This is a genomic window from Cupriavidus sp. 05T313 (genome assembly GCF_056396665.1).
The window spans coordinates 1-5184 of sequence record NZ_JBFTLX010000365.1 but is presented as its reverse complement, the minus strand read 5'-3'; the positions used below and the strand labels follow the sequence as shown (position 1 = coordinate 5184).

At 69.0% G+C, this 5184-nt stretch carries 2 protein-coding genes; both read left to right on the top strand.

The genetic code is table 11. The features are described 5' to 3' along the window. Positions 1–2067: two-partner secretion domain-containing protein (locus tag AC1DKD_RS38840; protein ID WP_477144524.1), on the top strand; the 2067-nt coding region annotated here is incomplete at its 5' end. Positions 2068–2134: 67 nt separating this feature from the next. Beyond that, positions 2135–5184: beta strand repeat-containing protein (locus tag AC1DKD_RS38835; RefSeq protein ID WP_477144525.1), on the top strand; the 3050-nt coding region annotated here is incomplete at its 3' end.

The window sequence follows — 5184 nt, the reverse complement described above, 5'->3', positions numbered from 1 at the left end:
CTGGAGGCTCCGGCGATTCACGCGGCCGCCGTCCGTCAAAGCCTGTTGCGCTGGGCGGTTGCACACCTGCCGGTGACGGCCAGCTTCGGTCCGACGGCAGCCTATGCGGCGCCGGTCACGGACCCGAGCGCGCCCTTGCGCTTCACACCGTCGATCACCACCACCACGGGGCCGGGCGCACCTCAGGGCGGCGTCCCCGTCGTGGGCATCACGACGCCCAACGCGCAAGGCATTTCGCTGAACCAGTACCGGTCCTTCGTGGTGGACCCGATCGGCCTCATCCTGAACAACAGCACGGTTGGCGGCGGCACCTTCCTCGGTGGCCAGGTCGGCGCCAACGGCAATCTCGCCGCRTCCGGGCCGGCCAGCCTGATCATCAACCAGGTGACCAGCCAGACGCCCGCGCAGATCAACGGCACGGTGGAAGTGTTCGGTGCGCCGGCGGGGCTGGTCATCGCCGCCCCCGGCGGGGTCTACACCAGCGGGGCGGGCTTTACCAACRCCACCCAGGTAACACTCACCACCGGCACGCCACAGTTCCTGTCCGCCGCCGGCACCCCGACCAGCTTCGATGCCGCGGCGGCGGCCGGCTTCCTGGTGCAAGGCGGGCGCGTGCAGATTGCCAACCCCGCACCGGGCAATGCCAATGGCGTCGGCATCGAAGGCACCGTCGGCAATATCAACCTGATCGCCGAATCGATCGGCGTRGACGGCGCGCTCCATGCCGGCAACCAGATCAACCTGGTGGCGGGGCGCCAACTGGTGACGCCTGCGGGAAGCAGCTTCAGCACCGCCGCCGCCGGACCGAACAACGCCGCCACCAACACCACGGCTGCCAACGGCCTGGCAATCGACGCGACGGCCTTCGGCGCCATGACGGCTGGCCAGATCCAGATCGTCAGCACCGCGGCAGGGGTCGGCGTGCGGGCGGACGGCAATCTTGCCGCATCGGCCAGTCACCTGACGCTTGATTCCGCGGGCAACCTCAAGGTCGGCAATACCTACGCCAAGGAAAGCGTTGCCATTGCCGCTGCCGGAGCCGTTACCGCYTCGGGCAATGGCCACGGCGAGGCCGGATACAGCGTCAAGGCTGGCCAGGATGTGACGCTCGGCGGCACGCTGGAATCGGGCAAGGCGGTATCGGTAACCGCCGGCGGCTCGATCAGCGGCGCCGGTGGCGTGACAGCGCAGGAATCCGTAGCCCTGGTTGCGGGCGGCAGCGTGGATGTCGGCGGCGCGGTCAATGGTGCCCGGATCGCGATCCAGGCGGCGGGCAACGATGGCAAGGGCGACATCCGGCTAAAGGGCGACATTACCTCGCCCGGCCAGATCCAGCTCGATGCCGCGCGGGATACCACCATCGACGGCAACGCGGTATCGGCCGGCGACCTGAACCTGGCTACCCGGCGCAACCTGACCATCAACGGCGAGGCGGGCAGCACTGGCGGCAACGTGGCGTTGACCGGCGTCACCGGCAGCGTGACCACCACGGGCAATGTGGTATCCCCCCGGCACGCTGGCGGTCACGGCGGGCACGGATGCCAATCTCGGCGGCCAGGTATTGGCGTCCAAGGCCGTCGCCGTGACCGCGCAGGGCGGCAGCATTACCACCAGCGGCCAGATTGGCACCAATGCCGACCTCAGCCTCACCGCCGCGCAAAACGTCACGGTTGGCGGCCAGGCGCAGAGCGCTGGCAAGACCACGATCACCGCGACCGCTGGCAGCGCCAGCATCGACGGCGCGCTCACCAGCGACGGGGATGCCGTGATCGCGGCAGGGCGGGATGCAACGGTGGCTGGCAACCTGAGCRGCGGCKGCACGGCCAGCCTGTCGGCCTCCGCGGGCTCGGCCACGGTGAGYGGCACGCTGAGCAGCGTGGGCCATGCCAGCCTGAGCGGCGGGCAGGATGTCGGCCTCGCCGGCCGCGTGCTGACCGGCGGCAATCTGGTGGCGAGCGCGGGCAAGACCCTGAGCGCGGGCCAGCTGACATGGGTGGGCGGCAATGCCACCTTGCGCGGCAAGAATGTCCGTGTGGGCTCGGCGCCGGGTCAGGTCAATGGCGTTGACGGCACGCTCGATGCGGCTGCCAGCCAGAGCCTGGTCTTGACTGGCGACACCACCGCTGGCAGCGCCATGCTCGCGGGCCAGTCGGTTGCCAACAGCGGCGCGACGATTGCCAGGCAGCAACTCGTTGTCAACGGCAACGCGGTAAGCAATACCGGGACCCTGGCAGGCAATCAGCTTAGCCTGGGTTCGGCCAGCCTGGTCAACCGCGGCACCATTGGCGGCGCGAACGTCAACGTCACCGCCACTGGCGGCCTGGACAACGCGCAGGGCCTCGTCGCCGGCACCCGGACCCTTGCCGTCACGGCTGGCGCGCTGACGGGCAATCAGGGCGGCACCCTCTTCGCCGGGGACCTGAGCGGGAAAAATCCCATCGTTGGCGACCTGACCTTCACCGTCACGGGTGGCAACGGCAGYTTCAACAATGCCGCTGGCCAACTACTGGCGGGCAACAACCTGACGCTCAACGCGCCGAACCAGGTATTCGATCCGTCCGCCGCCACTACCGGTTCCCTGAACGCCAACGGCACGCTGACCCTGGCGGCGCTGGCGATCAACAACACCGGCACCTGGAACGTGCAGGGCGGCAAGGCCGTACTCAACGCCAGCCAGGGCATCACGAACKCAGGGACCATCCAGAAGGCCGGCGAACTGTCATTGGCTACCGGCGGCACGCTGACCAATAGCGGCCAGATCGTGGGCGGCAGCAGGCTTTCCCTGTCCGCCGGGGCGCTCGCGAATACAGGGACGGTACATGCCAATGGCGATCTTGCGCTGCATGGCAACGTAAGCAACGGCGGCACGGTCGAGTCGCTGGGCAATATCGCCGTCACGGGCGGCGACTACGACAACCGCGGCGGCACCACGCAAGCCAATGGCGACCTCAAGTTCGATATTGGCGGCACGCTCAACAACATCGGCAGCGTGCTCGGGGCCAACGGCAACCTGCATATCGCCGCCGGCGCGGTCATCAACGACCGCACCGCGCCCCTGGATGCGGGCAGTTTCACCACCAAGGTTGTCAACGACGGCCTGCTCAAATCCACCATCATCGGCAGTTATTCGCCCTGGCTGCAAGGGGGAAGCTGTGACAATTGCGCCGCCTATGTATCAGGCGCACCGATCGACATCACGCTGGCCGACGTCACGCGCAATCCGGATGGCACCGTGTTGCTGGTCCTGGGCGAAGAGATCATTCCCTCGAACGGCGACCAGCAACTCAGGCAGGCACTCTGGCACGTGATTCCGGGCATCCCTGGCCGGGACAGCGTGCCGGTATCGCTGCTGAACTCGGGCAGCGTGCGCCATATCGGCGGGGTGCCTACCGTCGATCATACGGTGGTACGGCAATCCGACGGCMCCGCCGGCCAGATCATCAGCGGCGGCAGCCTCGACATTACCGCCGCATCCCTTTCCAACAAGGGCGGCGTGATCTCCGCCGTCAAGGATGTGACGCTGCATGTCGGCGCCCTGGACAACAGCCGGTCTGCGACGCTGATCAACAGCGTGGCCGACACGGTGAACCAGGGCGAGCTGTCGGCGTTCATGGCGCAGCTCACGGCACTGACGAAGGACAGCACCAACGCCTACGGCCCCGGGCCGCTGGTCTAYGGCACGCCGCCAAGCATGGCCGCCTGCGACTCGTGCACAGCGCCGCCCCCGTGGTCGCCCATCGCGCTCGGGCAGACGGTCGCCGGCACGCAAGCGGGCGCGCCGGGCCAATCCACGGTCAGCCAGCAGCTTGGCAAAGCCGGCCAGATCACAGCCGGCGGCAACCTGAGCCTGAATGGCACCGGCGACCTGACCAACGCCGGCGATCTCGCCGCCGCCGGCAAGGTCGCGATCACCACGCSTGGCACCTTCACCAACCAGGGCACTTACGAMMGCAAGGTCACCAGCACACCCGGCTGTCTTCCGGGGGCCGCAAGTTGCCCGGGCGACAGCGCCCCCCACTATCAAACGCTGGCGTGGCAGCAGACGCCCAGCACGGTGGCCGCCGGCAACACSCTCACCATCARTGCGGCCAACATCCAGAATCTGCACGGCACGCTAGCCGCGCGGGGCGATGTCAAGCTGACGGCYGGCARCAGCGTCAYCAACCAGGCCGGYGCCATCCAGTCGCTGTCCGGCGACGTCTCGGTGACCGCGCCCACCCTGGTCAACAAGGCCATGGACCCGGTGAGGCTGCGCAAGAGCTACGGCAGCACCAATCCGAGCTACGCCGGCGGCTGCAACCCGGGCGGCACCCACGGCAACAGCCAATGCGAGGCGGACGAAGACAGCGCGGCCGGGCCGGCGGCGGTCATCACCGCCGCGCGCGACGTCCGGCTCRGCGGCGGCAMGCTGGCCAACCACGGCGGCCTGATCAGCGGCGGGCAGGACGTGACCGTGCGGATGAGCGGAGCGGTCGACAACARCAGCATCGCGCTGAACGCCGACTGGATCGGGCGCTGGCAGGAAGACCGCAGCGGCGGAGACCGCTGGCATGACACCGGGGGCCGCTCCGTCCTCGGCAGCCTTGAATCCGGCATCCAGGCAGGCCGCGCGCTGGCCGTCACGGCAGGCGGGCAGGTGCTCAACACCGGCAACCTGATGGGCAACACGGTCGACCTGACCGGCGCCGCCCTCGCCAACGGCTATACCAGCCCGTCCCAGCCCACGCCGCCCTCCACCGGCGCGCAGCAAGTGATCCCGCTGGGCCCGGTAGCGGCGCCCGGCGGCGCGGTCCCGGCCGCCACGCCGGTGGACAACCCGACCAGGCCGTGGCAGTTCAACCCGGTCATCGTTACCACGCCGGCTGCGCCGGACACGGGCGGCAAGCAAACGGTCGACTGGCACTTCAACGCCAACCTGGGCGGCAATCCGGTCACCGCGCCCGGCACCAGCATCGACCGTGCGCAGTACCTGAACCACAGCCCGGCCGTCGCGGTGCTGGCCGGCGTGACGCCCGACAGCCTGCTGGCGCAGTTGCCGGCCGCGCTGCGCCCGGGCAGCGTGACCTTCTACTACGACGCCTACACCGAAGGCCAGAAGCTGCAGCAGGCAGCGCTGCGGCAGACGGGCCAGGCCAGCTTTGTCAGCGGGCTGGCGTGGGACAGCCAGCACCAGCTCTCGGTGAC